Consider the following 26,979-nt stretch of genomic DNA (forward strand, 5'->3'; position numbering starts at 1 on the left):
AGGACAAGGTGAGTCTTGGTGATGGACAGAATGAGATTGTTTTTGTCTTTGACTACAGTTGTCCGTGGTGTAAAAAGTGGATGGAGGACGTCCTACCGCAAATTGAGTCTCGATGGCTTGATAACGGAGAGATAGCGTTTAAAGGACAGCCACTCGTATTGTTAAACGAAAGGTCACAGTTACTTGCTACAGTCGATGCGAATGCAGAACAACTGATACCCGAGCAATATTACGAGCTCCAACGTCACATCGCGAGTGACGCTGAGATAGATGATTACGGAACAGAAGCATACGTTCGGCGTCTCGCGGAAACGTTCGATGTAAACGCGGAAGTACTTCTCGTCCCACGGGTCGATGAAGGAATTCAAAATGCTCGGTTATATACGAGAGACCTAGGGGTTGATTATGTTCCAACCGTGTACGTGAATAAGATTAAGCTTTTGGATGCGTTCAGTTTAGAGGAGATGGAGCAAGTGATCAAAGGTGAGATTCAAGTGGGTGATCAAGTGGAAGTGGATATGGCGCAATGAAAGGTTTATGGTCAATGTGTAAGTGATTCTCTGTCCTTCCGATTGTAACGATATTGTCCAGTTCAAAAAAATCTCATGAGAGAGTTATCGAAAGGTGCGATGTGAATCGCGCTTTTTTTAGTAGGTACAGGAATTAAATCGCTATTTATCGAATGTTAATAAAAAGAGCATCTGACTGTCGTCAAACGCTTCTTTGTTGCTGATTTCGATTTTTGCGCCACTTCCAGACGACGAGGCCGAGGACGAGAAGCAAAGGTGCGGCGACCCATGGACGGGCTTCGAGGATGGATACGATTTCAAAGATGGAGAGCCAACCGCTCACCATGATGAGGATCAATAGGAACGTTTTCAGTCCCCCCCGGACCGGAAACCAATAATAGATGAGTAAAGTAATCAAAAAGAAAGCGAGTAAGCCCATGCGGTTAGTCCTTTCTAGCGTCATTTTGACCCATTATAGCATTTTCAAGCGCAAACACGCACTCGTGAGCGATGAAACAGAGCATTGCGGCACGTTGAAACCTTCCCATACCGGCGGTGTTTCGATACAGTTGAGAGTAGATGATTGAAGGAGGAACTGACGTGAAATTTGGAATTATTGGTCTTGGATACGTCGGATTGGCGACGTTGTGTGGACTGGCGAAAGCAGGGCACGAGGTCATCGGCGTCGAGAAACAGGCACCGAAACTCGAACAGTTGAGGGGCGGCACGATCCCGTTCCACGAACCGGGGATGGCCGAAGTGTTGCAGGAATTCGCTGACGCGATCACGTTGACAGACGAGATCGCGTCGACAGAAGGCGTCGATTACTTGTTTCTCGCCGTCGGCACACCGAGCCGCGAGGACGGAAGTTGCGATTTGACGTTCGTCGATGACGTGCTCGCCGAAGTGAAGACGAAACAGAAGATCGTCATCCGGAGCACGGTGCCGCCGGGGACGACGGATCTGCTCAAAGTGATGTACCCGGCGCATACGTTCGCCATCGTTCCTGAATTTTTACAGGAAGGGCGCGCCCTCGCCGACGTGTTGAAGCCGCACCGCGTCGTCATCGGCAGCGAAGACCTCGAGATGTGTGAAGAGCTCGCGGGCATATACGGCCGTCTCGGCGTCCCGCTCGTCTGCACGTCACCGATCAACGCCGAATTCATCAAATATGCGTCGAACGCGTTTCTCGCGACGAAGATCAGTTTCATGAACGACTTGTCGCGTCTCGCCGACAAGGCAGGTGCCGACATCACGACGATCGCCGACGGCATGGGGCTTGACCCGCGCATTGGCCGGTCGTTCTTGAACGCCGGTCTCGGCTACGGCGGCTCGTGCTTCCCGAAAGACATGAACGCGCTCCTTCACGTGGCTGGAGACAACGGGCTCGACTTGCCGGTCATCCGGGCCGCGGCCGAGACGAACACGGCGCAGCTCCACTACTTGCTCTCGAAGCTCGACGTGACACGCGGCATGCGCGTCGCTTTCCTCGGCCTCGCCTTCAAACCGGGGACGGACGATATGCGCGACGCCCCATCGGTCGCGCTCGCGCAACAGTTGTTGTTGCAAGAAGTCGAAGTCGTCGGGTACGACCCGCTCGCGACGTGGAACTATCGCCAAACGGCGACGGCGGAAGAAGCACTCGCCGGAGCGGACTACGCCATCCTCGTCACGGAGTGGCCAGAAATCGTCAACTTGAACCCTGAAGCGTTCGCCGGGATGCGGCAGAAGCGATTGATCGATGCCCGAAACGCTTGGAAGTTCGCCCGCGACCCGCACGATGTACAGTATGAAGGCATTGGTCGGATGCAAAAGAAGACGAACACCCCGACATCTAAATAAAACGAGACGAGACAAGCTACATAGGTCTCGTCTTTTTGTACGTCAATTATTTAGTCATTTGTTCTTTCGTCGGTCCCATGACGCCTGGGACGGTGAGGCCGGCCTGGCGGAGCAGCACCGTCATCTGGCCGCGGTGGTGCGTCTGGTGGTCCATCATCATCCGCAGCACGGCGCCGCGCGGTTTCATCGTGCCGTGGACGTCGACTTCTTCGAGCAAGTAGTCGTCCGTGAACTGTTCGGCCACTCGCAAAATCTCACCGGCGTACCGTTCGTACTGGTCGGCGATCGTCGCCGCCTCGTTCGGCTGCGTGAGTGATTTCAGTGCCGACAGCCGGAAGCCGAGCAAGTTCGTGAAGTAGCCGAGCGCGGTCGTCACGTGCCAGCCGATCCATCCGAGCGAGTTGTGCCCCGGGACGATCGCTTGTCCGAGCGCCTCATCGGTGACGGCGCGGAGCACGTCGAGCGTGCCGCGGGATGACGTCTCCCAATCGGTGATGAAGTCTTGTTTCGTACGATACATCGAGATTCCCCCTTTTTCGGTCTACGTTCAGTATACTGAACTTCTGTTCGCGGAGACACGTCCGGTGATTGTTGGAACGTTTCCCTCGCTTTCAAGTAGAATAGGGGAGAAGGAGGGATCCATCCATGTGGGTTTTAGCAATCGCAGCAGTCCTTATGTTTTTCCTCGGCTTCGCCGTCCATCGGCTCGGCTGGCACTTCCTCATCTCGGGGTACAATACGATGAAGCGGGAACAGAAGGCCCGCGTCGACATCAAGTCGGTCGCCCGCCTCATCGGGATCATGTGTTACGGAATCGGCATCATCTTTCTTCTCATCGCGGCCGTCGAGACGCTCGGGCTCGGCATCCCGCTTGAACCGTTCTTCATCGGCTTGCTGTTGTTCGTCGTCGTGATCCTCTGGCGCGCCCAAGCATACGACGGCAACATCTTTGACGAGTCCGGCCGGCTCCGTCCGGGTGGGAAGAAGAAACTCATCCCGATTGTCCTCGTCTCCGTCTTGTTGCTCACGGTCGTGCCGGGCATCTTCATCTGGTTCTCTCAGCCGAGCGCGGTCACGCTCACGGACACCGCGCTCGTCATCGAAGGGAGTTACGGCCAGACCGTGCCGTTTGACGAGATCACAGACGTCACGTTGACGGACGTGCCGGCCGTCGAGCGCCGGACGAACGGGGCGGCGACGACGTCTCGGTGGACAGGGCACTTCCGGACGACGGACAAAGAAGACGTGCTCTTGTTCATCGACCGGGATGTTTCGTCCGCCATCCGTATCGACTGGAGCGGGAAACCGATCTATGTGAATAGAGAGACGGATGAGGCGACGGAGGCGTTGTACGAGGAGGTGATCGATCGATGAATCCGTGGTACACGCGCAACATGCCGTTCTTTTTCTTGACGTTCTTCTTCCCGCCATTCGCATTGCTCTTGCTCGTCTGGCAGTGGGACAAGTTCACGGTGGACCGTGGGATCAAACTGTTTTTTACGGTCGGCATGACCGTGTTCATCGTCTTCGGCTTGTTGCCGTGCGGCTCGCTGCCGGTCGTCTTGCCGATCATTTTCGGCTTGATCACGCTGAAGCTCGTGCTGAATCTATTTAAACGAAAAACCGGCTGACACAAGGTCAGCCGGTTCGGGCGGGTCACTTCTCCAAGTAGCCCGTCTTTTCGCGTACCCACGCCTCGAACGCGTTCGTCTCGAGGGCGGGGGCGTAGTAGTACCCTTGCCCGATGTCGACCCCTTCGGCGAGGATGCGGGCGAGGTCTTCTTCGGTCTCGATGCCTTCTGCTAGCGAGGTGAGCTGTTGTTCGCTCGCGAAGCGGGAGACGGCCCGCAGGAACGATGTACTGTCTTTCGCTTTGCCGCTCACATACATCCGGTCGATCTTCACTTCTTGGATTGGCAAATGCCAGATCGCTTCGAACGAGGCGTACCCGGTACCGAAATCGTCGATGGACAGACAGTAGCCGAGGTCGGCGATGTCTTCGAGCCGGTCGAGCTCACCCGTATGCGACATGATGTCGGCCGACTCGGTCAGCTCGATCTTCAACCGGTCCGGAAGCCACGGATGCGTTTCAATCAAATCACGCAGCTTCGCGACGATGGACGGGTCGACCGAATGGGCCGACAAGTTGTACGACAGCGAGATGTCCGCGAACGGTGTGTCCCGCCACGAAACGAGCTGGTCGATGACTTGGTCGAGAATCGAGTGCGACAACCAGAGGATCTGGTCGGAGCGCTCGGCGATGCGGATGAACTCGTTCGGCGGCACTTGACCGATTTCCGGGTGGCGCCACCGCGCCAGCGCCTCGGCGCCGACGATTCGGCCCGTCTTCAACTCGACTTGCGGCTGGTAGGCGACGGTGATCTGTCCTTTTGAGATCGCATCGGGAAGCGCCTGCTCGATGAGCGCGGCCCATTGAAGCTGGGCGAGGATGCTCGCGTCGTACCAGACGAACGGCGTCCGCGTCTCTTTGGCGTGCTGGAGCGCTTTCGTCGCCTCGAACAAACAGTCGGTGTAGTTCGGCGTCGTATGTGTCGCCCCGATTTGAACGTGGACGGTCTGACGCTTTTGATTGATGAGGAGCTCGGTCGGGAACAGTTCGAGCAGCTCGTGCTCGTCCTCGGCCGTGAAGCCTTTGACGTACAGCATCAGCGTGTCGTCCCGGTAGCGTCCGAACAAGTGGTGGGCGTACTTCCCGAGCCGGTCCTCGACGTGGCGGGCGAACTCCGTCATGAGCAAGTCGGCGTACGTCGCGTCGTACCAATCGACGAGATGGTGGAAGTCGTTCAGTTTGATCGCGACGAACGAGCCATCGATGTCTTGCTTCGCCCACGCTTGGACGAAGCCATACTCGTTGTAGAGCCCGGTCGCGATGTCGAACCGGACGAGCCGGTCGACTTTTCGCTCCCGCTCGACGCGCTCGGTCTCATCTTCTAGGATGAGGTAATACGTCAAAGCTTCACCGCGTTTGAGCGGGATAATCTTCACGTTCAAGAAGCGGACGTGCTCACCTTTCAAGTGCAGAATGAACTGGGCGCTCGTCCCGTGCTCGGTCACCCCGTCAAGCGCCTCACGGAAGAGGCGGCGTCCGGTATCGGTGAGTAGCTGGTTGATCTCATACAAGTTGCGCTCCCCGAAAAACTGGCGGAACACATCGTTTCGTTCGATGAAGTCGTACGTGTCATCGACGAGGGCGATGGCGAGGCCGGTCTCGGAGAAAAGTGACGACCAACGTTCGTGATAGCGGAGCAGGTCCGTTGATTGCGCCTCGAGCGTATGGACGGTCGAGTGGACGCTCACGGCAATCTCACGCAACTCGTCCTCGATGCCGCGGAAGTCGTGGCTGTTCGGGAACGTCGCCTCGACTGGTTCCTTGCTCGGGTCGATGGCGAGGGCGCGCGCTTTCAAATGATCGAGGTCATGGGCGTACGACTTCCGGGTGAGGCAAAGTGCCGCGAGCAGTCCTGTCGACAAGAGGAGCGTAAGCAACAAGGCGGCGATGGCGAGAGTGCCATAACGGTTCCTTTCGGTCGCGAGCGTCGTCTCGGCTGTCGTACGGACCGAGCGGAGCACGTCATGTGTGTCCTCATAAAACGTCGTGCCGTTGACGTAACGGGCCTCGAGCGTCGATTCGGACGTGGCGATCCGGCTCATGGCGAGCGCGGACTCGATCAAGTCGGCGACCGATTTTCGTTGCAAAGTCGGGTCGGTCGCGATGATTTCCTCGATCAATCGGGCCTCGTTCTCGAGCGGGGCGATCTCGTTCTCAAGCGCTTCTTGGTTCGGCGTCTCCGCGAGCAAGTTCGTCACGTTTTGAACGAACGTCATCTGCATGCGCATGACGGCGTCGGTGAGTTCGTAGGCGGTGTTCTCTTGAGCGGTCCGTTCGAGCCCTTGGTACAGCCAGCGGCGGTCGATTGACTCGATGACGTCGAACGGCACCGTATCGAATCGGTCTTCGTCGAGCGCCATCTCGAGATTTTCCGAGAAGGCGAGGAGCGCTTCGCGTTCCCGTTCGTTCACGCCTGTCTCGAAGTCGTCGCGGAGCTGGATGTTATATTGGAGCGCCCGTTCCCGGTACGGGGAGGAGAGGAGCGATGTCGGTTGCTCCGAGTTCGTCTCATACAGCCGGGCCGCATGGTGGAGCACGAGATACGATTCGACGCCGGCGAGGTCGGCAGCATGGTTCAAGTTCATCACCGTCTGCTCGACGGCGACATGCTTTTCTTTCCAATAGTAGCTCAATCCTAACCCGAACAAGAGCACGCCGATGAGACAGGCGATGGCGAGTCCCATCGTATAAATCCGATATGGGATTTTAGCGAAGCGATGTTGACCCATCGGACACCTCCTTTTTCTTCCTATCTTATATCGCATTTCGAGTCATCGGGGCAAAATCCTGCATAACGCAAAGAAAACCCGACTAAGGTCGGGTTTTCGGGATGCGACGAAAGTCACGGGCGCTTGTAGCCGATGAGGCGCGATTGCCAATACGGCTCTTTGCTGATTTGGTTGTAACCGAGACCGGACGTGCCGGCATGGATGAACGTATCGGCGTTGATCATGATGCCCATATGGGACGGGCCGGCCGTATACGTGTTCTCGAAGAAGACGAGATCTCCTGCTTGTGGCGTGAACGACTTCGGAAGCTGCGGGCCGAAATAAGCACCGCCCCAATAGTTGGCGACGTTCGTGCGCGGGATGTTGACACCCGCTTGGTTGAACGCATAGAAGATGATTCCCGAGCAGTCGAAACCGCCATTGACCGGGCTTGATGAAGCCCAAACGTAAGGGGTCCCGACGAAGCGCTGGGCGACGGCGATCGTCGCGAGACGTGTCGCTTGGGCGGACTTGCCGTTCACTTGCGTGACGAACGACTTGGCGACGAACCCTTCGGCGAGCCGGTAATGGGTAGCCGTCTCACCGATGACGTTCAATAAACCGCCGCGGAGCGTCGACCCGACGATCGGGCTCGTCTCGTTCGCTTGGGCGCGGATCGCGGCCGGGTTCGCCGTGAAGAACGTATGTGAATCGAACGAACCGCTCACCCACGTCGGTGTCGCGGCCGTGCCTTTCGGGACTTGTTTGACGAATGAGGCTGAGACGAACCCGGTCGTGTTGCCGATGTAAATCTGATGCCAACCGTTTGCCGTTTGGACGACGCGGAGCGTCTGTCCGGCGGTGACGCTGCCGATGACGGACGAACTCGTCGTCGCCGAGGCGCGAACGTTCAAGGACGGTGTGTTGACGATATAGTCGACGTCGGTGTTTCCGGCGCCGGCGTCCCCTAAGTTCGGGGCGACCGGTGCACTCGGTGTAGTCGTCGTCTGCTTCAAGAAACCAGTGCTGACGTAACCTGACTTACCGTTGTACGTCACGTACACCCACGAACCGTTTTGTTTCGTCGCCGTCACGGTCGTACCGTTCGGGACCGTCGTGACGAGCGCGAAGCCGACGCCAGCGCCTTGACGGACGTTCAAGTTGGCCGTCGTGACGTACGAGACGTTGATGCTCTCTTCTTTCACTTGCGCCGGTTGGGCCGGTGCGCTCGGCGCTGTCGGAGCCGATGTCGAAGCTGAGGCGGAGGCTTTCGTTAAATATGTATTCGCGACGAAGCCCGTCTGCGAACCGTATTTGATGTGTGACCACGTGCCTTCGACTTTCAAGACGGTGACCGTCTGTCCTTTCGGGATCGTCACGAGGACGCGGGCGCTCGTCGATTTCGAGGCGCGCAAGTTCAAGTTGGCGGTCGTCTTCGACGTCGTCGCAGCGCTCGGCGTGACGACCGTAGCCACCGGTTTCGGAGCAGCGGGTACTACCGGCTTTGGTGCGGCTGAGACTTGGCTTAAGAAATCGTTATGCACCCAACCCGTCTTCCCGTTATACGTCACTTGCGACCAAGCGCCGCTCGTCTTGAGTGGTGTGAGCGTTTGCCCTTTCGGGATGGTGAGGAGGACGCTGTGCGTCGTTCCCGCGCCCGCGCGGAGGTTCAAGTTGGCCGTCGTCGTACGTTTGACTTGCGTCGTGGTGCTTGTAGCTGTAAGCGTCACGGGTCCGGATGACAGTTTCAACGTTTGTCCGATGGCGATGCGGTCGGACGACAAGTTATTCACCGACTTCAACGTCGAAAGCGATACGTTGTGCTGTTGGCTGATCGACCAGAGCGTATCTCCGGCACGGACCGTATGGGTGCTGGCGGCAGAAATATCATCGGTCTGGGAGAGGACAGTTATAGCAGCAATAGCGGCGAATGAGTACATGAGACCGGATTTATGATTCATAGAGTCACTTCCTTCATGGAAAAATTTTAATGACTGACGATAAATGCTATACAATTTATATTGTACGTGTTTATGAAATGAAGGGGCAATGGCGTAATAACATATATTAGCCTGTTGTGTTTAAAATAAGGTCAATATTTTTGTTGAATCCATAAATGGATTCTCATATCCAAAAAAGGTGAATGGGAAATTGACTTTATGTTGAATTTTGGAAAATATTAAATGTGTTGTTTCATGCTATCATTAAAATAAAAATGATGATATGAGGTAAAGAATATATGACCGAGGAGAACTTTTCAGCACAATCGTATCGAAAACATCAAGAGAAACTGTTCGACCTCGTCCGCATGCCTGACGTGAACGAGGAGACCGTGCAGCAAGCGATCGGCTACATGTGTGAAGTCGTCGCCGACATGCTCGACGTCGACACCGTCTCGATTTGGCACTTTGCCGACACGTACGCGTCAATCAGTTGCCAAGTCGCCTATTCGAAAGAGGCGGGGATGAGCTATCCGGAATTGACCGTCTATCGCGCGGACGCGCCGGTCTACTTCGACGCTCTCCGGACGAACCGGGTCCTCCCGTTCGATGACGTGCGCAGCCACCCGTGGGTGAAAGAGCTGTACGCACAATATTTCGTCGAAGGGCAACGCATCTATTCCATGCTCGACGCCCCGATTTATGCGAACAATAAGGCGAAAGGCGTCATCTGCTGTGAGACGTTCGCGCCCCGGGCGTGGACGTACATGGAAGAACTCATCGTCAGCACGCTGTCAGATTTTATCGCCATCCTATACTTGCGGCTCGAGCGCCAGTCGATCGAGGCCCATGTCACCCGTCTCGCCTATACGGACGCGCTCACCGGGCTCATGAACGAGAACGCGTTCGTCGAACAGATTGACCGCATCCGTGAAGAGGCGAGCCAACACCTTGGTTCGCTCATCTATGTGAAAGTCGACAAGTTCCGCTCGGTCGAGGACGCACTCGGGCTCGAGAAATCGGACGCGCTCGTCAAAGAAGTCGCGGCCCGGCTCAGTCTCGTAGTCGAATCGTCGATGCTAGCCCGCATCTCCCAGTCCGGATTCATGATTTGGACGCCTTACGGGGACCGCATCAAAGCGTACGGCATCGCTGACATGCTCTGTGAGACGGTGACGAAAGAACCGTACACGGTCGGCGCGTTAGACGTCGTCTTGACGATGAGCGCCTTCATCGCCATCGAGGATAAGACGCGTTCGACGCTCGATTTGATTCATGCGACGCGCATCGCCGAGAGCGGCAACGTGCAGCGCAGCGTCGTTACGTTTTATGAGCCGGAGATGGGAGAACAGGCGACGGCCCAGCTGACGCTCGAGATGAGCCTCCGAAAAGGCATCGCCTTGAACGAGTTCACGCTCTACTATCAGCCGAAAATCGATGCGAAGACGGGACGCCTGAACGGGTTCGAAGGGCTCATGCGATGGGTCCATCCGAAAAAAGGGCTCATCCCTCCGCTCGACTTCATCCCGCTCGCTGAGTCGACCGGTGTCATCCTCGCACTCGAGGAGCAGATGCTCGTGCTCGCGTGCCGACAGCTGAAAGCGTGGCACGCCTCGGACCGCCCGTATCGGCTCGCCCTCAACTTGTCGGCCCGTCACTTCTTGTCTGAAGGGGTCGTTGAAAAGCTCTCTCGGATCGTCAAAGACATGGGCGTCTGTCCGACGTATTTGACGTTCGAGATCACGGAAAGCGTCGGCATGGAAAACCAGCAACACGTCATCGAGCGCTTCGTCGCTTTCCGGAATGAAGGGTTCTCGATCTCGATTGACGATTTCGGTACCGGATTCTCGGCGTTCGTCTACTTGAAACACTATCCGATCCACGAGATCAAGATCGACCGCCAGTTCATCCAGGTGACGGAGAACGACCCGACCGGCAACGTCATCGTCCAGTCGATCATCGAGCTCGCCCGCGGACTCGGATTGAAGACGGTGTGCGAAGGCATCGAGACGGACAGCCAGCGCCGAACGTTGAAGATGCTCGGCTGCGACGAGATGCAAGGGTTCCACTTCTCGCGCCCGCTCCCGATTGAGGAGCTTGAACAGTGGATCGCCGAATACGAAACGACATGACAAAGAGGTTCGCCGCGCGGCGAACCTCTTTTGCGTATGCAGATCATTTGTCTGGCAACGTGATGTGGATTGACGTGCCGTGCCCTGGGCTGCTCGTCACCGACACCGCCCCCCCGTGCGCTTCGATGATGTCACGAGAGATGGCCATGCCGAGCCCGCTCCCGAGCGAGTCGTCCGTGTTCGTGCCGCGGTAATATCGTTCGAAGATGTACGGCAAGTCAGCCGCATCGATACCGCGCCCGTCGTCTGAGATCGTGACCGTGTCTCCATCGACACGGACCGTGACATTCACCGCATCGTCGTTGTGGAGCAAGGCGTTGTACAAGAAGTTGAGGAGCGCCCGCTTCATGAAGTGCGCATCGATGTGCCGCGTCGCCGCATCATCGCTTGAAAACGCGATGGAGCGGTGACTGAAACGCGGGTCGTTCAACACGTCGATGACGAGTTCACGGACGAACGGCTCAAGATTCGTCGCGACTTTGTCGAGCGGGAAGTCGCCATGCTGCAGCCGCATCGTCAAGTTGAAGTCATCGAGCAACTCTTTCATATACCGGGCTTGCCGTTCGATGACGGAGGCGTATTGGCGGCGCTCCGTCTCGTCGACGTCTGTGTCGTCGAGCAGCTCGGCGTACCCTTGGATCGAAGCGAGTGGTGTCAACAAGTCGTGCGAGACGTTGCTCATCCACTCTTTGCGCCGGACGTCGAGCTGTTCGCGTTCCCGTTCATACGTCGTCAGCGTCTGCGAGACGTCGTTCAAGTTCGCGAACACGGGACGATATATGCCGGGCCGTTTCGGTTCGACGGTCGAGAAGTCGCGCGCCTTCAATTGGGCGATCCGTTCGGTCAGACGATAAACGGGACGCGTCAAGCGGGAGCTGAAGGCGAGCCCGATGAGCGCGGCGACGATGAGGTCGACGATGAGCAAGATGAGACCTGCTTTCGACAAGTAGGCGATGAGGGACTCGGGGTCGATCATCGTGACGAGCCTGCCCTCGGTCGCTTCAGGAAACGCGACGAGATAGCTGTATGACTCGAAGCCGCCGACGAAGTAGAGCGTCAAGTCGTCGTCTTTGTACTTATAGATATGAATCAACTCGAGCGGGGTGTACGCGTCGGGTGCTGTCTCCGGGGCGAACGCGTCCGTTACGACGTTTCCTGACGTATCGAGGACTTGGAGCCAGGCGCTGTTCCGTTCGAGCGCCTCAAGCCCTGCCTCGGACACGACCGGCGCGCCGTCCTCGAGCGTCATGTATTGGTTGAACGTGCGCGTGAACGTCTCACCGGAGTTGCTCTCGACATCGTCGAGCCCGGTCCGCTCGTTGACGAGCAGGCCGACGAGGATGGCGATGTTCAAGATGACGATGGCCGTGACGATGAGGAGGACGGACAGTAAGTAGCGTCCGGTCAATTTCCATTTCACAACGTGTCACCTCCTATGCGTTGAACCGATAGCCGAGCCCTTTGACCGTCACGATAAATGTCGGGTCGGAAGGGTTCGGCTCGATTTTTTCACGGAGCCGGCGCATGTGCACCATGACCGTGTTGTCCGATCCGTAAAAGTCCTCGCCCCAGACGCGGGTGAACAGCGTCTCTTTGCTGAGGATTTGGTTTGGGTGGCGGAGGAAACAAGCGAGCAGGCCGACTTCTTTCGCCGTCAGCTCGAGCCGTTTGTCATGCAAGTACACCTCGTTGCCGTCCGCGTTCATCCGGAACGGGCCGACGGTGACGTCTTGCGGCGCAGGCGTGTCATACATCGACACCCGCCGCAGTTGCGCCTTGATGCGGAAGGCGACTTCTTTCGGGCTGAACGGCTTCGTGATGTAGTCGTCGCCACCGATGGCGAGGCCGAGGATCTTGTCGATCTCGTCGGACTTGGCCGACAAAAACAAGATCGGGATGTTCGATGTGGCCCGGATTTGCCGGCACAGGTCGTAACCTTCCCCGTCCGGCAACATGACGTCAAGGATGGCGATGTGCGGACCGAAGGCGCGGAACGTCTCGATCCCGCCTTTCACCGTATGCGCCGTCTCGATGTGGGTGAAGCCTTCTTTCTCGAGCGCTTTTTGAATGAGTGTACATAAATCTTTCTCGTCATCGACGATTAGGATGCGTGGTTGTTCCATGTGATCACCTCTCCTTCAAGCATATCATTTAAGGATTTCGTAAGGTACGCGTGATTTTCAGTTAAGGTGGCGCCTGTATCGTAGTCAGTAGAAAGAGGTGCTATTCATGGAATCATTATTACAAGTCAACCACATTGAAAAGACATACGGGAAAGGCGGCACGACGTTCAAGGCGCTCGACGATGTCTCGTTTTCGATCGACCACGGCGAGTTCGTCGGCATCATGGGTCCGTCGGGGGCAGGGAAGTCGACGTTGTTGAACGTGCTCGCGACGATCGATACCCCGACGCAAGGGGACATCCTCGTCGACGGGGAAAACATCGCAAAGCTCGATGAGGAATCGCTATCGGACTTCCGGCGCGACCATCTCGGTTTTATCTTTCAAGACTATAACTTGCTCGACTCGCTCACGGTGCGCGAGAACATCTTGCTGCCGCTCGCCGTCTCGAAGACGCCGGTCGAGGAGACGAGATCGCGTGTCGACGCGCTCGCCAAACGGTTCGGTCTGAACCAAATTCTCGACCAATACCCGTATCAGATCTCGGGCGGACAAAAACAACGGACGGCCGTCTGCCGGGCGCTCATCTCGAACCCTAAACTCATCTTCGCCGACGAGCCGACGGGAGCGCTCGATTCGAAGTCGGCGACCGACTTGCTCCACACGCTCGCCGGGCTGAACGAGGCCGAGACGACAATCATGATGGTGACGCACGACGCTTACGCCGCGAGCTTTTGCCGCCGTGTCCTCTACATCCAGGACGGGCGTCTGTCAAAAGAACTCATCCGCGGTGCGACGTCGCGTGACGCGTTTTATGAGGCCATTCTAGAAGAGTTGAAGGGCGGTGCGTCCGATGACGCTCTTTGATTTGGCGAAAAATAACGTCGCCCGCAACTTGTCGCGCTACGCGCTCTACGTCGGGACGACGATTTTCTCAATCATCATTTACTTCACGTTCGCAACGCTTAAACATAGCGGTGAGATCAGTGCGCTCGCCGAGACGTCGAAACAAATCGGTGGTCTCATGAGCGCCTCGACGTTCATCTTGCTCATCTTCGTCGCCTTGTTCATCGCTTATTCGAACGCCTTCTTCTTAAGGGGGCGCAAGCGTGAAGTCGGACTTTACTCGCTCCTCGGCGTCCGGAAAAAACAGATCGGACAGCTGCTCTTGTTCGAGAATCTTGTCATCGGCGCCGTCTCGCGCGTCATCGGGATCGGGCTCGGGGGCGTCGGGGCGAACGCGCTCTTGTACGTGCTGCTTCGGCTCATGAACAGCGACTTGTCGATCGGTTTCGCTTTCTCGGGCTCGGCGCTCGTCGAGACGTTTCTCGTTTTCCTCGGCATTTTCTTGTTCACGTCGTTCCAAGGCTACCGGGTCATTTATCGCTTCAAGTTGATCGAGCTGTTCCACGCCGACAAGCAAGGTGAGGACGTGCCGAAAGCGAACGCGCTCGCCGCACTCGGCGGTGTCGTGACGCTCGGCGTCGCCTATTGGCTCGCGCTTCAAGATTTGACGTCGCCGCTCTGGCGCGTCTTGAGCCTCGCCATGCCGCTCGTCATCATCGGTTTGACGGTCGTCGGATCGGCGCTACTATTCCACAGCGTCCTCATCTTCATCCTCGGACGAATGAAAGCGAACGAGCGTTGGTCGTGGCGCCGCTTGAACATGTTGACGACGTCACAGTTACTGTACCGGATTCGCGGCAACGCGAAGACGCTCACGTTGATCAGCATCATCAGTGCGACGGCCATCACGGCCGGCGGGGCCATCTTCAGCATGTACTATTACGCCGAAGAGAACGTCACCTCGTTCACGCCGTACACGTTCGCCTGGGAAGGGGAGGCCCGACCGATCGATGCGGACGTCCTCGCCGAGGCGACCGTCCTCAAAAAGACGGTCCGTCTCCCGGACGCATACGGCGAGCGGGAATACGGGCTAATCGACGAGTCGACGTATCGCGATGTCACCGGCGGGCTCGGTTGGGAAGAACCGGCCGCGCTCCGTGGGAACGAAGTCCGTCTCGTCGACCCGTTCTATGATGAACGGTTCAGTGAAGACGTCGATGCGGTCGAAATCGAAGGGACGACGTATCCGGTCAGCGAGCGGATCGGCGACACCCCGCTCAACGTCATGACGTTCGGCGGCATCTTCCTCGTCGCCCGTGACGACGTGTACGACGCGATCACCGCGGAGGAAGTCGCGTACCAAGCGGTGAAAGTCGACGACTATAAAGAGCAAGGGGCGTTGTCCGAGCGGCTGTCGACCGAGACGAGCTTCTCGAGCGCGACCGAGCTGTACCGCGACACGATGGCGATGAACGGGGCACTTCTCTTCGTCGGCAGTTTCCTCGGGCTCGTCTTCCTCGTCGCGACCGGGAGCGTCATTTATTTCAAGACGATGACCGAAGCCGAAGAGGACCGGGCGAAGTATGCGGTGTTGCGCAAAGTCGGCATCTCAAAACGCGACATCAGACAGACGGTCCGCCAGCAAATCGCCGTCGTTTTCCTCGCCCCCTACGCACTTGGGCTCTTGCATGCGACGGTCGCGCTCATCGCCTTCTCGAACATGCTCGCGATGGACTTCACCGTCCCGGTCGTCGTCTGGATGGCTGTCTATTCGGCCGTCTATGCGGTTTATTATGTCGTGACGGTCCGACGGTTCACAAAATCTGTACTATAAGGAGAGAATCAAATATGAAGAAAATGATTGGATTCGCGCTCGCGTTCGTCCTTGTGACGATCGGGGTGATCAATATCGACTGGAATCGGCTCGGCAAAGAGAACGTGTACGTTCAAGTCGGGGACGTGACGAACGTCGAAGAGACGACGCTCGACTCGGGAGAGGTTGTCCGCCGGTATACGTATGAGACGAAAGCGTATGACGCGGACGGCGAGCCGCAAAACGTCACGTTCAGCGCCGCCAAAGAGTTACGCCAAGGCGCGTTCTTGATGCTGTACGTCAAAGACGATGCGGTCACGTCGTATGACGAGGTCGAAGTCTCAGACGTGCCGAAAGCGGCGCGGGAGAAGTTATAAGTCGATGACGAGAATGATAAAAACCGCTTTTCCTCTTGTGAAGAAAGGCGGTTTTCGTCATGCTTGCGGCTGTTCATCCGCGAGTTCAAGTTGAAGTATGTACGACAATTCTTTATGGACCAATTCAGAGAAGCCTGTCTTTTTGACGTGCGTCCGTGGCCGGAGTCCGCATTCCAAAGCGATGTCGACGATCGTGCGAATCTGATTTTCCGAATAGTACCGTTTGCGGCCAAGCGTGAACGGGGTCGGCGGCAAGACGCCATCGGTTTCCCATTTGATCAATTGTTGCTGGCTGCGAGGGATGCCGGCGATGCTGAACGCTCGGCTCAGTTCTTTGAGCGGATAGACGGTCATGTGCCGGTCGTGTTGTGGGAACGGTTTCCCGTGTTCCGGACGGTACGTATCCCATTCGGTCGCGCGAAATGTCAGGTCGGTATGGTCGAAGTCGAATTGAGCGGAAGGAATAGAGGTGGTTAGTGTGATGTCTAAGCTGTTCATCTGAAGTATCTCCTTCTTCAAGTCAAACTGGCATTTCTGAAAATGCCTTCCCTCGTATAGTACCCGATTTTCAAGAAATTAACTGTCAGTTTTTTGAAATTGGGGGAATGAAATTCCGGGACTTTCGACTTATTTTCAATTTCAGTTCAACGTTTTTAACGATATCTTAAATTGTATAAGAACTCAAGTATGACGCGGTTCAAAGACAAATGAATTAATATTCAGACAGTCTAGGTCGATAGTCATGAAAAGAAAAAATGGACTTCAGCGAGCAAACTCCCCCCATCTTCGGTTAATAGGGGCGAAGGAGGTGAGACATATGGCAGTGTATCGAGAATACGCAAGCGTCTTTTATCTCGACACGAAACGGCTCGTTGACGGCAAAGACAAACGTCAGCTCGTCCGTTTCGGTCCGCTCGGTGCGCGGATGGAGACTGAAGAAATCAAACAGTTCGGCGATCTATTGACCGGACTACTTTCAGTCGACTCCGCCACGTACGTCGTATCACGTGAATTCCACGTGACGGTCTAAACTGGAGGAACCCCCTATGCGAATACCCCCTCGTCCCGCCGCAGACAACCGGCACGATAAGCAGGTGGTCACATGAGTTGGCCCGAACTCATCTCGAATCTTGGATTTCCAATCGTCGTCTCGCTCTATTTGCTCCACCGGATTGAGACGCGGCTCGAACGCATGATTCAGTTGCTCGAGCGCCTGGACTCCACCCATCCTTCTGAAACGTAATCATCCCCCGAAAGGAGCCATCCCCCATGGCACAGCTGACAGAAAAGAAAGCGACGCTCGTCCTGACGACACACCACGACCTTGAAAGCTTGAAACCGACGAAGAAAGCGCAGCGCTTCGGCCCGATTCGCGCCGCGCTCACGGCCAACGAGGCCGAGGCGTTCGGCCACCTCATGATCGATATGGTCGAGCAAGAAGACTTCACACTCGCCGTCGTCCGCGAATACGACTTAGTCTAACACCAACATTTAAGGAGGAGAATGACTCATGACTGAAACAAAACTCGAAATCGCCTTTTTGGATACGTTCAATAAAGTGGCCCGCTTCCGTTTGAACAACGTCAAGCAACCGCTCGACCCGATGAAAGTAAAAGCGCTCGCCGACTTCATGGTGGCGAACGACCCGCTCGGCAAAAACGTCGTCAAGTGGACGGAGATCAAGATGATCGAAGGATCGACGACCGTGTTGAACGTCCAATAATTTCTGAAAGATGGCTGAGCGTTCAGCCATCTTTTTTAATTGTTGGTCAATCGTCTTCAAAGTTTTCTGAAAACGGTCGATATAGGAAGAAACGTTGGTTTGAGAGGGGACTACATATATGAAGAAGAAATTAGACTGGTCAAGCTTGCGGCAAAAGTTGAGCGGGCGACCGAAGCTGCGCCCGTTCCGAATCCGGCCGAAATCGGTGAAAGCCGGGAACGGAAAAGGACTGACGATTCGTAAAAAACTATGGGGGCTCGTTCTTATGTCGCTCCTCATGGTCATCGGGGTCGGCGGCTATTCGCTCTTTTCCTTGAACGACGCGAACAAGCAAGCGGACGACATCGTCAACAACTGGAACAAAGGACTCGACTACGCGCATGAGTTGAACACACTCGCCGCGAACTATCGCGCGCTCGAGCTCGAACATATCGTCACGGAAGACGCGGCCGGGAAAGAAGAATTGATGACAGAGATGCAAGCCATCCGGGCCCGCATCAACGAAATCGCCCCGAAGTATGAAGCGACGGCGACCGGGGCGACGGACAGAGAACTATTCGATTACTTCGCCCGTCAGTGGGAGATGTATCAGCGTGTCTCTGACAACATGCTCATCTTCAGCACGTCCGGCAACAACGGGATGGCGCGTTCCTACTATGACGCCCAGTCTCAAGCGACGTACGACAACTTCACACAGCGGTTGACGGCGCTCGTCGCTTACAACTCGGAAGGATCACAGCGCGTCGGGGCCGATATGGAACGTGAGTTCAAGCAGTCGCTCATCGCCCTCGTCGCCGTGACGATCGGTGCGGTCACACTACTCCTCTTCCTCGGACTGAGCCTGCTCCGTTCGATTATCCGGCCGATGCAGACGCTCCAGACGAAGTTTGACGAGCTCGCCACGCAAGGCGGCGACTTGACGATGTCAATCCCGATCACGTCGAACGACGAAATCGCGCAAGTGAGCCGTTCGTTTAACACGTTCATCGCCTCGCTCCGTGAGCTCATGATCGATGTCGACGAGACGGCGAAAGTCGTCCTCACGTCTTCAAAAGAAGTCGCGGAAGAAGTGACGCAACTCAGCCGATACATGGAAGAGACGTCAGGTACGGTCGAAGAACTGACGGCCGGCATGGAAGAGACGGCGGCCTCGTCGCAAGAGATGAGCGCGTCGACGATGGAGATGGGAGGTTCGATCGATTCGATTGTCGAACTGTCGAGCGACAGTGCCGAGACGGCTCAACACGTCGAACAGCGCGCCCATGCGATGCGGACGCAAGCGATTCAGTCGAAGACGGAGGCGAACGCGATCATCGAAGCGAAACGGGTCGAACTCGACGAGGCGATTCGCGGCGCGAAGTCGGTCGAAGAAATCCGCGTGTTGACGAGCGCAATCCTCACCATCGCCGACCAGACGAACTTGCTCGCCTTGAACGCCTCGATCGAAGCGGCCCGGGCCGGCGATGCGGGACGCGGCTTCGCCGTCGTCGCCTCAGAGATTCGTAAGCTCGCCGAGAATTCACGCCAGACGGTGAACGAGATTCAAGCGGTGTCGCACACGGTCATCGATTCGGTCGAGCGACTCAACACGAGTTCGGCCGATATGCTCTCGTTCCTCGACACGACCGTCCTCGCGGACTACGACCGGCTTGAGGCATCGGCGACACAGTACGAGACGGATGCGAGCGTCTTCGGAGAGACGGCGAAGACGTTCGAAGGGAATGCCCTTCAGCTGCGCCATATGACCGACAGCATCCTCGGGGTCATCCAAGAAGTCGCGACGACCGTGACCGAAGGAGCCGACGGGACGCAGTCGATCTCGGAGAAAGTCCAACTGTCCGTTGAACGGTTCACCGACGTCCAGCACCGGATGACCGAGACCGAGCAACGGGCGATCGAGCTCGCGAACCGGGTGTCCCAGTTCAAACTATAGTGAGGAGACCGCAACGAAAATCCGTTGCGGTTTTTTTGTGACAAAAAATGGAACGGGAAAGTGGCGAGATAGGTCAATAAACTGTCGAACTTTTTGTGTTTGGTACAAATTAGGGGATATCTTCCGATGAAAGGAGTGAAATGAAAACAGAAAGAAATAGAGGTGGAAGAGGACGAGTTCCTCGGCAGAGATGAAACGATTCAAAACATTATCCTTAACGCAAAAACTATTTAGTGGGATCGGATTGATTTTACTTTTCGTCGCGATCGGGATGGGGTTCATCTTGTGGACGTTACAAGATACGACGAGCCGCTACGAAGCGATGATTTCAAAAGACGTCATGAAAATGAAAGCGGCCGATGAGCTGTCGCTCGGTATGACGCGTCAAGCGTACGGTCTGCGCGGCTACATCCTCGAGCAAGATGATGCCCGTCTCGAGGCCGAACGCCGGGGTTCAGCGGACAAGGAAGCCGCGATCCACGCGTTGCTTGAGTTGTCGGAATCGGAAGAAGAGACGAAACAGCTCGAGAACCTGTTGTCTTACGCCAAAGGGTACGATGATTTAGCGAAGCAGTTGATCACCGCCATCGATGCCGGCAATCAAGAGAGCATCGACCGGCTCGCTCTTCGCCTTATGCCGGACGTGACGGCTTCGATCATCGAGTCGGGTGAGACGATACAGCAAGAGTCTGAAGCGGCCATGCTCGCGAAGCAGGACCAGTTGAAAGAACGCGGCGAAGGTGCATTTTTATATTCGGTCATCATGGCCCTCGTCATTCTCATCTTGACGCTCGGCGCCGGTTACTTCTTGCAGCGCATGGTCACCGTCCCGCTCCGCCTCATCGCGAAAGAAGTCGACATCGTCGCAAGCGGCGATTTGACGCGAGACGACATGCAGGCGTTGACACGTGACGAGATCGGTCAACTTATGGTCGGTTTCAACGGCATGAAGACGAACCTTCGCGAGTTGATCGATGAAGTGAGCAGGAACGCCCAAGAAATCACCGCCCAGTCGGAAGAACTGTATGCGAGCACAGAAGAGATGTCTTCGCAGACGGAAGAGACGACACGGATGATCGAGCGCGTCGTCGAAGAGACGATCGCACAGGCAAGAGAAGCGACCGGAAGCGCGAAAGCGGTCGCAGCGGCTGACGAAGGGGTCGATCAGATCGCCCGTTCGATCGGGACAATCAGCGATGACGTCTCGACAAGCCTCAAGCTCGCCGAGGACGGCGGTGAGACGATCCAGCAAGCGAAACAAGAAGTGCTCGCCCTTGAGACCGAGACGCGTCTGACGGGCGACTCGATCGCGACACTGAAACGGCAATCTGACGAGATCGCCCTCATCACCGAGGTCATCCAATCGATCACCGACCAGACGAACTTGCTCGCCTTGAACGCGGCGATCGAGGCGGCCCGGGCCGGTGAACAAGGGAAAGGCTTTGCCGTCGTCGCCGAAGAAGTACGGAAGCTCGCCGAACAATCGAAGCAGTCAGCGACGAAGATCGCCGGGTTGATTGAATCGATCCAAGTCCAATCGAATGCGGTGCTCACCCGTCATGAAATGAGCGCGAAACGCGTCGAGGCGAACACGAAACTGCTCGAGAAGGCGACGGAGGCGTTCGGCCAAATCGTCAAGCAGCTAGAGAAGTCGGTCGAGAACACGCTCCACATCCGTGAAGCATCAAACGAGATCGCCGTGACGACGAAACAAGTCGCGACGGCCGCGCTCGGGATCGCGAGCGAGAGCGAACAAATGGCCGGCACGATGCGTGGCGTCGGCGAGACGGCCGATTCCCAACTCGCGATGATTCAAGAGTTGAACGGCGTCGCCGAATCACTCGGCAGCATGACCGGTGACCTTCAGACGTTGATCGGCAAATTCAATACGTGACAAGAGCCGTCTGCGGACGGCTTTTTGTACGTTCGAAGGGTTGACGCCTCCTCGTTTCGGGAATTGCCGAAAAGAACGCATTTCAAGTAGAAAAGGGGAACGACGATGAAATATACGGTCATTACAGGTGCTAGTTCAGGAATCGGCTATGAGGCAGCGAAACAGCTCGCGAAGAAAGGGAAGTCGCTCGTCCTCGTGGCGCGCCGCACGGACGAACTCGAGAAGTTGCGGCAAGAGATCAAATCGATTTCACCGAACAGCGACGTCATTTTGAAGACGAACGACTTGGCGTACAGCGAGAACGTGTATGCGCTCTATGAGTCGCTCGCCGACCTCGACATCGAGACGTGGATCAACAACGCCGGGTTCGGAGACTCGAATCTCGTAAAAGACGCCGAAGTCGGGAAAATGGAGGACATGATCCGGTTGAACGTCGAGGCGCTCACCGTCTTGTCGAATTTGTACGTCCGCGATTACCATAACGTCGAAGGGGCGACTTTATTGAACGTCGCGTCCGTCGTCGGTTACCGGATCGCGAAAAAAGGAGTCACGTACAGCGCGACGAAGTTCTTCGTCAGCGCCTACACGGAAGGCATCGCGCGTGAGCTCATGAACAACGGGGACAAACTGCAGGCGAAAGTGCTCGCACCGGCCGCGACGGAGACCGGATTTGCGAGCCGGGCCCGCGAAGAAGCGGACTTCGACTACAGCGCCAACGTCGAGAAGTATCACACGGCCGAAGAGATGGCAGAATTTTTAGTGCAGCTGCTAGAAAGCGATGAAGTCGTCGGCATCGTCAACCATGAAGACTACTCGTTTGAGCTGCGTGGACCGATTCATCCGTTTATGGCTTAATACAAACATCCCGCCCTCGTTGACTGAAGGCGGGATGTTTTCTGTTCATGACGGTCGCATCGAATCCGGATAGCCACCCGTCACGCGATGGGTGAGCCGATGATACCAATAGCGGAGACGGAGGCGGTACACGTAGAAACGTGACGTGTTCGGCAAGATGACGTTGTCGACATAGTCGGCGAACATGGCGCGGAACATTTGATCTTCGCTGTCGTCGTATGTCGCACTCCACATGCCGTGCTCTTGGACTTCGATCAACATGTGGACCGTCTCGTCGTCGAGCAGTTCGTTCTCCGGGTTACGTTTGACGAGCATCTCGACCCGGTGGCTGCAGATGGAAGCGTAGAGCGAGTGCGCCCGCGGGTTGCGCGGATTCGCGTTCAAGTAGCCGATCGCCGCCTTCATCAGTTCGTCGTTCATCTCGAGCGGGATCTCGTCGAACACTTGGAAGAACTCGAGCAGCATCGGGACCGTCTCTTCATTGAACCCGGCGAGGCGGACGTAATGCATCAAGTGGAGCCCGGCCTCTCCGTAAAACTTGCGATGGAAGTAGTGGATGGCGAGCGCCCGTTGCGCCATCGGCACGTCCGGATAGCGTTCGACCGCCCGTAAATAGTGTTGCTCGGCTTCATATGTGAATCCCGAATCGTCGCTCAGGGCACCGAGGAGGCAATGAATGAGAAAGTGGTCACCAAGCTGGCTCGCTTTGTCGAGTTGTTGTTTCGCCCGGTCAAACTCGCCTTCACGGATGAGCGGATAAGCGCGCATTGCCGGGAAGAACGGGTCGTTCGGGAACGCGGTCTCGCCGCGTACGACGAGCGTCTCGATCGCTTCCGTGTTATAGTCCTCGCTCAATTCTTCGAGGAGCATCATCTCGAGGAACGTACGCTGAAATTCTGGGGTGTGTAAATCGATGGTGTGTTTCAAATGGGGTCCCTCCGTACGTTTGTGATTGTTGCTTTATTATACAAGCGAATGCGCGCACGGAGTAGAGTTTTTTCAAAAAATGGGAAAAGAAAAGAGTGGAGCTTCGAACAAAGGAGGGGATGGAGATGGTGACGTTCACGGGCTATATCGTCGACGTCGAGGAAGGGACGATTCGGGTTGCGCCCCACGCCGAGGCGGAGCCGTTCGACGGGATCGTGTTTCATTTGGAAGAAGCGTTCGAACACGAACCGCCGCTCGTCGTCGGCCAATACGTCCGGGTCGAACACGATGAGAAAATGACACGTTCCTTGCCGCCGCAGGCGACGGCGCATCGTGTCGATGTGCTATGATAATGGCGAGGTGAGTGTATGGGACAAGGGAACTTTTTGTGGCTCGGCGCCGTCATCGGCTTTAGCGCCTTGCTCGTTTGGTTGCTGCAAGACGTCATGCCGTTTTGGATGCTGTCGATCATCTTGTTGTTGCTCGGCGGATTACTCGGCAACTTGCAGCGGAAATTCAAGAAAGACACGTGAAAAAAAGCACGTCTTCCTTAGTCGGAAGGCGTGCTTTCCTCGTCTGCTTCATCTTGTGGCTCATCGGTCGATGCCGGTGGGTCTTGTTTCGGCTTTTCTTCTTTTGGTTCATCTTCTTTCGGCTTGTCTTCTTTGACGGGAGGTTCTTCTTTCGGTTTATCTTTCGGTTTGTTGTCTTGTTTTTTCAGCGGCTTTTCCGCTTCTTTTGCCGGTTGCTCCGGTTCGACCGGTTCAGCTGGTTCTGTCACGGGTGGTTCCGGTTCGGCCGGTGGCTCTGTGACCGGGGGCTCGGCTTGTTCTTCGGTCGGTTGCTCTGATTCCGCTGGTTCCTCCGGTGTCGTCTCTTCTTCTGGCGGTGGTGTTGGTTCGACCGGCTCTTCAACCGGCGGGGCCGCTTCTTCGACGGGCGCTTCCGGTGCGGCTTCTGGCTCTGGTGTCGCTTCTGGCGCAGGGGCCGGCGCGGGTGGGGCCGCTTCTTCTGTCACAGGCGCTTCTTTTGGCAACGGTGCGATCGGCGCGACCGGTGCGAGATCAGCCGTCGGCGGGGCCGGTGTGTCCGACTCGAGGAACGCGCGGACGTCTTGTTCAAATAGAGCGACCGGCAACGCTTTCCCGCGTAAATGGATGGCGAGCACACGACCGTTCTCGGTCAAGAGCGGGCTGCCGATGGCGTAGCGCGGCAAATCAAAGTTGCGGACGTATCCCGTCTCATTGAATGTGACCGTGCCGTTCAGGCGGTCTTTCGTCGTCATCGTCAAGAGCGATTCATCGTTCGCGGCAATCGCTTGGGTGAACGAGAACGGGGTGAAATCGACTTCTTCGATCCGGATGACCGCGATCGAATCGGTCCGTCCGACGACCGTGCCGGACACGTCTTCCCCGTCCCGCTGTAGCGTGACGTCGGTCAGGCCGGCGACGTTCGAGGCCGCCGTCAACACGTCTTGCGGGCTGATTAAAAAGCCGGTTCCATAACTGACGGTATAGAGGCTCTCTTGGAGCGAATCGAGGTCGACGGTCGTCGCGCCGTCGGCGGAGACGGTGTCGTCCGTGATGTTCAATTTCACTTTGTCGGCCAAAGAATCGGTCGAGCGCGAACTGTCCTTCAAATAAGCGTGTGTCACGACAGCGATGAAGGCGATGAGGGCTAAGGCGAATGGAATGACAAGCAATCGATAGCGACGCGCGCGGTGGCCACACGTCGGACAAGCAGTCGTTCGCGAGCGGGTTTTCGTTCCGCATTTTGGGCAAGTCACGAGGATGACACCTTCTTTCTAAAGCATAAGATGTATGCCTATTCCTCAAAAGCTTAGGGGGTAAACAAATATTTGTGTAGGCAGGCGGTGACCGGGATGGACTGAACTTTTAAAAAACGGGAAAAGACTATATGTCGTTCACGATTCCATTTTTGTATATTAGTAGACTCGTTGCTTTCATTCATTGAGGAGGGGACGTTATGGCACTATCAAAAGAACTTGGTCAGATTAAACAACTTCACAACGGGGAGTCGGGTGTACTCAGTTTGTACTTGAGCACGAAACCGAGTGAGCGTGACAAATGGGAAATCCATTTAAAGAACGAGCTGCGCCGACTCGAGCAAGAAGTCGAGGCAGGCGGTGACGAGGCGAAATTGAAAGCGTTCAAGGCTGTTCGGGAACGTGCTGAACAAGAAATTAAGAATAACGAACACAAGCTGTTGCGCAGTATCGTCTTGTTCGCAGAAGGGGATGACGGGCTGTTCAAACTCCATTTTCTTCAACTCGATGTCGATAACGACTTCCATTATGGGGACAAACCTAACGTGGACCAAATCGAGCGACTCGACGCCGAGTTCCCGAACACGGGAATCTTGCTCGCACAACTCGACAGCATCACGGTCTATGATACGCGGCTCGGGGAAGTCGAAGACGTCGTCGTGTTCGATCTCGACTTAGATACGGATCAATGGAGACGGTATCAAGGGCGCGGTGCAGGGGGCCATGCGTCGTCGAGTAGCCAAGTCGACCAGTTCGACAGCAGGAAAGAAAATCAAGTTCGAGCCTTTTATCGGGACGTCGCCGATGAGATCCGCTCGCTGCGTAAGCAATATCAATGGAGCAACGTCGTCATCGTCGGTCAAGACCGAAGTGCCAACTTGCTGAAAGAAGAGCTCGACATCGAGGTCAATCGGGTCGTGAACCGAAACTTAGGGCATACCGACGAAGAAGAGATATTACGGCGGGCGTTTGAATCATGAACAAAGCGAGCGCACGTCGCTCGCTTTTATTCTGCCCAACGATTGTCATGCGTGAATGACACCGTCAGCCATTTCTCGTACGGCAAGAACGCGAGGGCGTCGGACAGTTGTTGGCGGATGCGGTCCTGGTCGGCGATCGTGTCGTACGGATAATCCTTCGGGACGACGAGGTCGATCTCAAGGAACAAGACGTTTCCAGATTTTGTCGTCCGGACGTACGTCTTGTCAACTTCGTACCGGTGGGCGATTTGAAGCACCGTCAACCGGATTTGCTTGCTGTACGGTGTTTCGGTGTCCATGTCGATCAATTCTTTGATCGCCGTCCACATCTCGACGAGCGGGGTTCGGACGAGCCAAAGTGTGATCAACATGAGCATGAGCGGGTCGATGTACGGGGCGATGGCATCGAATGACAGCCAGACGAGGATTTGGGCGATCAAGTAGCCGACGAGCGCGCTGAACGTGAGGATGGCACTGAGGCGCCACTGCACGACCTCGGCCGTGACGAGACCGGAATTCGCTTTCAGCTGGAACGATTTCAAATACCGGAAAATCGCATACGTGATCAAACCGCTGACCGTCAAATAGGCGAGCGCCCCGCCGAGGACGAGGTCGTTGCCGCCGGCGCGAATATCCTCGATCGCACCGAGAAAGGCGTTGACGATGACGAACAAGAGGACGCCATATTGGAACAAGATGATGAACGGCTCGATCGTACTCTTGCCGAACGGAAAGCGCTTGTCCGCCGTCAACATGAAGACGCCGGCTCGGAGCGAGATCCAGCTCATGATGACACTTAAGAAGGAGTAGACACCGTCGAACAAGATGAACGAAGAAGACAGCCAGAGGCCGACGAGAATGCCGGCGATGGCGAAGAAGAGTGAGGCGAAGACGGAGACGCGCAAGACGAAGCGCTCTAGTTTTGGATCTTTTGGCATAAAGATGCCTCCTTCAATGGAAATC

Annotated in this window: 28 protein-coding genes; 18 read left to right on the forward strand and 10 right to left on the reverse strand. The window is 56.1% G+C overall.

Translation table 11 applies throughout. The features are described 5' to 3' along the window. Positions 1 to 8 precede the first annotated feature (8 nt). Positions 9 to 530, forward strand: a complete 522-nt coding sequence (locus JJU47_RS04290) for a DsbA family protein (protein WP_228616588.1) — start codon at positions 9 to 11, stop codon at positions 528 to 530. Between the two features lie 181 nt (positions 531 to 711). Here JJU47_RS04290 and JJU47_RS04295 read toward each other — a convergent pair whose 3' ends face one another. Continuing rightward, positions 712 to 948, reverse strand: a complete 237-nt coding sequence (locus tag JJU47_RS04295) for a hypothetical protein (protein ID WP_228616488.1) — start codon at positions 946 to 948, stop codon at positions 712 to 714. A 161-nt stretch (positions 949 to 1,109) separates the two neighbouring features. Here JJU47_RS04295 and JJU47_RS04300 point away from each other — a divergent pair, with 161 nt between their 5' ends. Next, positions 1,110 to 2,351: a UDP-glucose dehydrogenase family protein gene (locus tag JJU47_RS04300; protein ID WP_228616490.1), complete on the forward strand. Its 1,242-nt coding sequence runs from the start codon at positions 1,110 to 1,112 to the stop codon at positions 2,349 to 2,351. Between the two features lie 46 nt (positions 2,352 to 2,397). On the opposite strand, the gene JJU47_RS04305 is transcribed toward JJU47_RS04300, so the two are convergent. Then, the gene (locus JJU47_RS04305) at positions 2,398 to 2,871 is read right to left on the reverse strand and encodes a DinB family protein (protein WP_228616492.1); all 474 of its coding nucleotides are present in this window, start codon (positions 2,869 to 2,871) and stop codon (positions 2,398 to 2,400) included. A 125-nt stretch (positions 2,872 to 2,996) separates the two neighbouring features. Between JJU47_RS04305 and JJU47_RS04310 the strand changes: the two genes are divergently transcribed. Beyond that, the gene (locus JJU47_RS04310) at positions 2,997 to 3,725 is read left to right on the forward strand and encodes a DUF3784 domain-containing protein (RefSeq protein WP_228616494.1); all 729 of its coding nucleotides are present in this window, start codon (positions 2,997 to 2,999) and stop codon (positions 3,723 to 3,725) included. After that, positions 3,722 to 3,982, forward strand: a complete 261-nt coding sequence (locus JJU47_RS04315) for a hypothetical protein (RefSeq protein ID WP_228616496.1) — start codon at positions 3,722 to 3,724, stop codon at positions 3,980 to 3,982. Before JJU47_RS04310 ends, JJU47_RS04315 begins: the two co-directional genes overlap by 4 nt. 25 nt (positions 3,983 to 4,007) lie before the next feature. On the opposite strand, the gene JJU47_RS04320 is transcribed toward JJU47_RS04315, so the two are convergent. Next, a complete protein-coding gene (locus tag JJU47_RS04320) occupies positions 4,008 to 6,710 on the reverse strand; it encodes an EAL domain-containing protein (RefSeq protein WP_228616498.1) in 2,703 nt (900 codons plus the stop codon). A gap of 113 nt (positions 6,711 to 6,823) precedes the next feature. Further along, entirely contained in the window at positions 6,824 to 8,650 is a 1,827-nt protein-coding gene (locus JJU47_RS04325) for a C40 family peptidase (RefSeq protein WP_228616500.1), read from the reverse strand. A gap of 278 nt (positions 8,651 to 8,928) precedes the next feature. Here JJU47_RS04325 and JJU47_RS04330 point away from each other — a divergent pair, with 278 nt between their 5' ends. After that, a complete protein-coding gene (locus JJU47_RS04330) occupies positions 8,929 to 10,761 on the forward strand; it encodes a bifunctional diguanylate cyclase/phosphodiesterase (protein WP_228616502.1) in 1,833 nt (610 codons plus the stop codon). Between the two features lie 43 nt (positions 10,762 to 10,804). On the opposite strand, the gene JJU47_RS04335 is transcribed toward JJU47_RS04330, so the two are convergent. After that, entirely contained in the window at positions 10,805 to 12,181 is a 1,377-nt protein-coding gene (locus tag JJU47_RS04335) for a sensor histidine kinase (RefSeq protein ID WP_228616504.1), read from the reverse strand. 13 nt (positions 12,182 to 12,194) lie between these two features. Beyond that, positions 12,195 to 12,884: a response regulator transcription factor gene (locus JJU47_RS04340; protein WP_228616506.1), complete on the reverse strand. Its 690-nt coding sequence runs from the start codon at positions 12,882 to 12,884 to the stop codon at positions 12,195 to 12,197. A 106-nt stretch (positions 12,885 to 12,990) separates the two neighbouring features. Between JJU47_RS04340 and JJU47_RS04345 the strand changes: the two genes are divergently transcribed. From JJU47_RS04345 to JJU47_RS04355, 3 genes are read left to right on the forward strand one after another with little or no spacing between them, the layout of a single operon-like run. After that, complete coding sequence (locus JJU47_RS04345; RefSeq protein WP_228616508.1) at positions 12,991 to 13,749, forward strand: ABC transporter ATP-binding protein; 759 nt, start codon at positions 12,991 to 12,993, stop codon at positions 13,747 to 13,749. After that, complete coding sequence (locus JJU47_RS04350) at positions 13,736 to 15,562, forward strand: ABC transporter permease (RefSeq protein WP_228616589.1); 1,827 nt, start codon at positions 13,736 to 13,738, stop codon at positions 15,560 to 15,562. Before JJU47_RS04345 ends, JJU47_RS04350 begins: the two co-directional genes overlap by 14 nt. A 14-nt stretch (positions 15,563 to 15,576) precedes the next feature. Beyond that, the gene (locus JJU47_RS04355) at positions 15,577 to 15,918 is read left to right on the forward strand and encodes a YxeA family protein (protein WP_228616510.1); all 342 of its coding nucleotides are present in this window, start codon (positions 15,577 to 15,579) and stop codon (positions 15,916 to 15,918) included. Positions 15,919 to 15,975: 57 nt separating this feature from the next. On the opposite strand, the gene JJU47_RS04360 is transcribed toward JJU47_RS04355, so the two are convergent. After that, a complete protein-coding gene (locus JJU47_RS04360) occupies positions 15,976 to 16,416 on the reverse strand; it encodes a MerR family transcriptional regulator (protein WP_228616513.1) in 441 nt (146 codons plus the stop codon). Positions 16,417 to 16,735: 319 nt separating this feature from the next. On the opposite strand from JJU47_RS04360, the gene JJU47_RS04365 reads away from it, so the two are divergent. The 7 genes from JJU47_RS04365 to JJU47_RS04395 all read left to right on the forward strand — a co-directional run bounded on the left by JJU47_RS04365 (position 16,736) and on the right by JJU47_RS04395 (position 22,323). Beyond that, the gene (locus JJU47_RS04365; protein ID WP_228616515.1) at positions 16,736 to 16,948 is read left to right on the forward strand and encodes a hypothetical protein; all 213 of its coding nucleotides are present in this window, start codon (positions 16,736 to 16,738) and stop codon (positions 16,946 to 16,948) included. Positions 16,949 to 17,020: 72 nt separating this feature from the next. After that, a complete protein-coding gene (locus JJU47_RS04370; RefSeq protein WP_228616517.1) occupies positions 17,021 to 17,161 on the forward strand; it encodes a YvrJ family protein in 141 nt (46 codons plus the stop codon). Positions 17,162 to 17,187: 26 nt separating this feature from the next. After that, a complete protein-coding gene (locus JJU47_RS04375; RefSeq protein ID WP_029334422.1) occupies positions 17,188 to 17,400 on the forward strand; it encodes a hypothetical protein in 213 nt (70 codons plus the stop codon). A gap of 28 nt (positions 17,401 to 17,428) precedes the next feature. After that, the gene (locus JJU47_RS04380) at positions 17,429 to 17,641 is read left to right on the forward strand and encodes a DUF2922 domain-containing protein (RefSeq protein WP_228616519.1); all 213 of its coding nucleotides are present in this window, start codon (positions 17,429 to 17,431) and stop codon (positions 17,639 to 17,641) included. A 118-nt stretch (positions 17,642 to 17,759) separates the two neighbouring features. Further along, positions 17,760 to 19,574: a methyl-accepting chemotaxis protein gene (locus tag JJU47_RS04385; protein ID WP_228616521.1), complete on the forward strand. Its 1,815-nt coding sequence runs from the start codon at positions 17,760 to 17,762 to the stop codon at positions 19,572 to 19,574. A gap of 190 nt (positions 19,575 to 19,764) precedes the next feature. Continuing rightward, positions 19,765 to 21,468 (forward strand): methyl-accepting chemotaxis protein, encoded by a 1,704-nt coding sequence (locus JJU47_RS04390; protein ID WP_228616523.1) that lies wholly within the window; start codon positions 19,765 to 19,767, stop codon positions 21,466 to 21,468. A gap of 105 nt (positions 21,469 to 21,573) precedes the next feature. Continuing rightward, positions 21,574 to 22,323: an SDR family NAD(P)-dependent oxidoreductase gene (locus JJU47_RS04395; RefSeq protein WP_228616525.1), complete on the forward strand. Its 750-nt coding sequence runs from the start codon at positions 21,574 to 21,576 to the stop codon at positions 22,321 to 22,323. 45 nt (positions 22,324 to 22,368) lie between these two features. Here JJU47_RS04395 and JJU47_RS04400 read toward each other — a convergent pair whose 3' ends face one another. Next, positions 22,369 to 23,250: a tetratricopeptide repeat protein gene (locus tag JJU47_RS04400; RefSeq protein WP_228616527.1), complete on the reverse strand. Its 882-nt coding sequence runs from the start codon at positions 23,248 to 23,250 to the stop codon at positions 22,369 to 22,371. A gap of 125 nt (positions 23,251 to 23,375) precedes the next feature. Here JJU47_RS04400 and JJU47_RS04405 point away from each other — a divergent pair, with 125 nt between their 5' ends. Beyond that, the gene (locus tag JJU47_RS04405; protein WP_228616529.1) at positions 23,376 to 23,600 is read left to right on the forward strand and encodes a DUF3221 domain-containing protein; all 225 of its coding nucleotides are present in this window, start codon (positions 23,376 to 23,378) and stop codon (positions 23,598 to 23,600) included. Positions 23,601 to 23,618: 18 nt separating this feature from the next. After that, the gene (locus JJU47_RS04410) at positions 23,619 to 23,783 is read left to right on the forward strand and encodes a hypothetical protein (protein ID WP_228616532.1); all 165 of its coding nucleotides are present in this window, start codon (positions 23,619 to 23,621) and stop codon (positions 23,781 to 23,783) included. A 17-nt stretch (positions 23,784 to 23,800) separates the two neighbouring features. Here JJU47_RS04410 and JJU47_RS04415 read toward each other — a convergent pair whose 3' ends face one another. Next, complete coding sequence (locus tag JJU47_RS04415; RefSeq protein ID WP_228616533.1) at positions 23,801 to 25,036, reverse strand: trypsin-like peptidase domain-containing protein; 1,236 nt, start codon at positions 25,034 to 25,036, stop codon at positions 23,801 to 23,803. 200 nt (positions 25,037 to 25,236) lie between these two features. Between JJU47_RS04415 and JJU47_RS04420 the strand changes: the two genes are divergently transcribed. Continuing rightward, positions 25,237 to 26,016 (forward strand): VLRF1 family aeRF1-type release factor, encoded by a 780-nt coding sequence (locus JJU47_RS04420; RefSeq protein ID WP_228616535.1) that lies wholly within the window; start codon positions 25,237 to 25,239, stop codon positions 26,014 to 26,016. A 26-nt stretch (positions 26,017 to 26,042) separates the two neighbouring features. Here the strand turns inward: JJU47_RS04420 and JJU47_RS04425 are convergent, their stop codons facing one another. Then, the gene (locus JJU47_RS04425; protein ID WP_228616537.1) at positions 26,043 to 26,954 is read right to left on the reverse strand and encodes a cation diffusion facilitator family transporter; all 912 of its coding nucleotides are present in this window, start codon (positions 26,952 to 26,954) and stop codon (positions 26,043 to 26,045) included. Between the last annotated feature and the right edge of the window lie 25 nt (positions 26,955 to 26,979).

Source organism: Exiguobacterium sp. (genome assembly GCF_020832205.1).
Lineage (GTDB): Bacteria > Bacillota > Bacilli > Exiguobacteriales > Exiguobacteriaceae > Exiguobacterium.

Excerpts from the sequence above, each read along its gene's own strand:
- JJU47_RS04295 (WP_228616488.1), bottom strand. The coding sequence starts at position 948 with ATGGGCTTACTCGCTTTCTTTTTGATTACTTTACTCATCTATTATTGG.
- JJU47_RS04305 (WP_228616492.1), bottom strand. The coding sequence starts at position 2,871 with ATGTATCGTACGAAACAAGACTTCATCACCGATTGGGAGACGTCATCC.
- JJU47_RS04310 (WP_228616494.1), top strand. The coding sequence starts at position 2,997 with ATGTGGGTTTTAGCAATCGCAGCAGTCCTTATGTTTTTCCTCGGCTTC.
- JJU47_RS04315 (WP_228616496.1), top strand. The coding sequence starts at position 3,722 with ATGAATCCGTGGTACACGCGCAACATGCCGTTCTTTTTCTTGACGTTC.
- JJU47_RS04320 (WP_228616498.1), bottom strand. The coding sequence starts at position 6,710 with ATGGGTCAACATCGCTTCGCTAAAATCCCATATCGGATTTATACGATG.
- JJU47_RS04325 (WP_228616500.1), bottom strand. The coding sequence starts at position 8,650 with ATGAATCATAAATCCGGTCTCATGTACTCATTCGCCGCTATTGCTGCT.
- JJU47_RS04330 (WP_228616502.1), top strand. The coding sequence starts at position 8,929 with ATGACCGAGGAGAACTTTTCAGCACAATCGTATCGAAAACATCAAGAG.
- JJU47_RS04340 (WP_228616506.1), bottom strand. The coding sequence starts at position 12,884 with ATGGAACAACCACGCATCCTAATCGTCGATGACGAGAAAGATTTATGT.
- JJU47_RS04345 (WP_228616508.1), top strand. The coding sequence starts at position 12,991 with ATGGAATCATTATTACAAGTCAACCACATTGAAAAGACATACGGGAAA.
- JJU47_RS04350 (WP_228616589.1), top strand. The coding sequence starts at position 13,736 with ATGACGCTCTTTGATTTGGCGAAAAATAACGTCGCCCGCAACTTGTCG.
- JJU47_RS04355 (WP_228616510.1), top strand. The coding sequence starts at position 15,577 with ATGAAGAAAATGATTGGATTCGCGCTCGCGTTCGTCCTTGTGACGATC.
- JJU47_RS04360 (WP_228616513.1), bottom strand. The coding sequence starts at position 16,416 with ATGAACAGCTTAGACATCACACTAACCACCTCTATTCCTTCCGCTCAA.
- JJU47_RS04365 (WP_228616515.1), top strand. The coding sequence starts at position 16,736 with ATGGCAGTGTATCGAGAATACGCAAGCGTCTTTTATCTCGACACGAAA.
- JJU47_RS04370 (WP_228616517.1), top strand. The coding sequence starts at position 17,021 with ATGAGTTGGCCCGAACTCATCTCGAATCTTGGATTTCCAATCGTCGTC.
- JJU47_RS04375 (WP_029334422.1), top strand. The coding sequence starts at position 17,188 with ATGGCACAGCTGACAGAAAAGAAAGCGACGCTCGTCCTGACGACACAC.
- JJU47_RS04380 (WP_228616519.1), top strand. The coding sequence starts at position 17,429 with ATGACTGAAACAAAACTCGAAATCGCCTTTTTGGATACGTTCAATAAA.
- JJU47_RS04385 (WP_228616521.1), top strand. The coding sequence starts at position 17,760 with ATGAAGAAGAAATTAGACTGGTCAAGCTTGCGGCAAAAGTTGAGCGGG.
- JJU47_RS04390 (WP_228616523.1), top strand. The coding sequence starts at position 19,765 with ATGAAACGATTCAAAACATTATCCTTAACGCAAAAACTATTTAGTGGG.
- JJU47_RS04395 (WP_228616525.1), top strand. The coding sequence starts at position 21,574 with ATGAAATATACGGTCATTACAGGTGCTAGTTCAGGAATCGGCTATGAG.
- JJU47_RS04405 (WP_228616529.1), top strand. The coding sequence starts at position 23,376 with ATGGTGACGTTCACGGGCTATATCGTCGACGTCGAGGAAGGGACGATT.
- JJU47_RS04410 (WP_228616532.1), top strand. The coding sequence starts at position 23,619 with ATGGGACAAGGGAACTTTTTGTGGCTCGGCGCCGTCATCGGCTTTAGC.
- JJU47_RS04420 (WP_228616535.1), top strand. The coding sequence starts at position 25,237 with ATGGCACTATCAAAAGAACTTGGTCAGATTAAACAACTTCACAACGGG.
- JJU47_RS04425 (WP_228616537.1), bottom strand. The coding sequence starts at position 26,954 with ATGCCAAAAGATCCAAAACTAGAGCGCTTCGTCTTGCGCGTCTCCGTC.